The sequence below is a fragment of the Pseudomonas eutrophicaquae genome (genome assembly GCF_023544715.1).
Classification (GTDB): domain Bacteria; phylum Pseudomonadota; class Gammaproteobacteria; order Pseudomonadales; family Pseudomonadaceae; genus Geopseudomonas.
This window is the reverse complement of sequence record NZ_JAMJEZ010000047.1, coordinates 1-1,422: the sequence shown is the minus strand read 5'-3', so window position 1 is coordinate 1,422 and position 1,422 is coordinate 1. Positions and strand designations below refer to the sequence as shown.

The 1,422-nt window shown below is 60.6% G+C and carries 3 protein-coding genes; 1 reads left to right on the top strand and 2 read right to left on the bottom strand.

Translation table 11 applies throughout. The features are described from left to right. Positions 1-188: 188 nt before the first annotated feature. On the top strand, positions 189-353 hold the full coding sequence (locus MXC11_RS12035; protein WP_250010414.1) for a hypothetical protein: 165 nt from the start codon (positions 189-191) through the stop codon (positions 351-353). 6 nt (positions 354-359) lie between these two features. Here MXC11_RS12035 and MXC11_RS12030 read toward each other — a convergent pair whose 3' ends face one another. Further along, positions 360-977 carry a Fic/DOC family protein gene (locus tag MXC11_RS12030; protein ID WP_250010413.1) on the bottom strand — a complete coding sequence of 206 codons (618 nt, stop codon included), beginning with the start codon at positions 975-977 and terminating at the stop codon, positions 360-362. Positions 978-983: 6 nt separating this feature from the next. Next, positions 984-1,422, bottom strand: a 439-nt coding sequence (locus MXC11_RS12025; RefSeq protein ID WP_349665533.1) for a Fic family protein, incomplete at its 5' end; no start/stop codon positions are given.

Genomic DNA, 1,422 nt, shown 5'->3' with positions numbered 1-1,422 from the left:
CCGAGTTGATGGCCAAACATCACGAGGCGCCTGCTTCACTCCAGTAGCCGTGTTGCACTCAGCTCCTGCAACCGCCCAGGAAAAGATCTGTGGATCGACGGGAAGGCCCTTATCAGCCAGCCCTCCAGGGCATGCGCAGTGCCATGGAAGCCGTTACACTGGCAAAGGAAACCAATGGAGACATCGACATGAGCCGGCACCTGAAAACCGAGCAGAAAAAACCCAGCCTGCTGGCGATTCGCCGTGCCGTTGCCAGCTCCACGGCTATCGAAACAGGTCAAGGCGTTGCACAGCTCGAGCGTCAGCTGCAGCGCAGCACCGGCAAGTTCCGCAGCATCGCGTTGGCCAACTGAGCCGCGTCAGTCGCTGAGTGCCCTGTCCACCCAGTACTGCATGGCGCGGTAATCGCAGCCGAGGCCACTGTGGATGGCCTTGATGTACTCCTCCTTGTCGACCTCCCAGCTGCTGTAATCCAGCGGTTCCCTGCCTGATTGCACAGCCATGACATCCGCCAACAGGCGTGACAAGCGCCCGTTACCCTCGCGGAAGGGGTGAACCAGGATCAGCTCGACATGGCATATGGCAATGGCCTCGACCAGGGCAGTGCGTGACATCCCCGTGCAGGGCGTGAAGCGTGCCAAATAGTCTCGCTCGAAATTCGCCAGAAGACGCGGAATTTGTGCCGCCGCGGCAAAATGGAAGTCGCCTTTGCTCATGTTCACCGAGCGTTCGCTACCGGCCCAGTCATAGACGTTGCCCAGCCAGCGGTAGTGCCAGCGCTGGAGATCGGCCACCGTCAGGGCGCGGTCTGGCAGCTCGTCAAGCAGGACCGACTCGTAGAGCTTGTTGAGCAGCTCAAGCTCCAGTTCATCCATTTCAGCGGGGTCAGTGATACCCAGCTTGTTGGCCAAGACCTGATCGCCCGAACCGGGCTGGTAGAGTCCCTGGCTACCCTCCGTTGCATAGCGCCCGCTCATATGTATCTACTCCTTGAGCCGCTGCTGCAGTCTCCGGCCCTTGGCCGTGAGGTGGTATTTCTGCAAGCGGCTGCGCGGCTTGTCTGGGACGGTCATTTCTATCACGCCGGCTTCCTGCGCGGACTTGAGGTAGGCCTGGCGGAAGTGCTCTTCGTGTACCAGCCCCATGCTGCGTTGCAAATCACTGCGCTTCATTTCGCCTACCAAGGCGAGATGCAGAGCTCTGACTTCCCCGGCGACATCCTCGGTGACTTCCCCGGCAAAGCCCGGCAACCACGCCATCCGGGTTGGCCAGGTCGAGCGTGAACGGGTGGAGGCTGTCTTCGCCGCGGGCGAGGATCTGCAGCAGTTCGGATTCGGTAATGCCTGGCGGCCGCAAAAACTGAGTGCAACACCTGACCTTTCCGGTACGGTGTTGCCATGTCTTACCACGAACTCAGCGTCG

Coding starts and splice junctions, on each gene's coding strand:
- MXC11_RS12035 (WP_250010414.1), top strand. CDS start 189: ATGAGCCGGCACCTGAAAACCGAGCAGAAAAAACCCAGCCTGCTGGCG.
- MXC11_RS12030 (WP_250010413.1), bottom strand. CDS start 977: ATGAGCGGGCGCTATGCAACGGAGGGTAGCCAGGGACTCTACCAGCCC.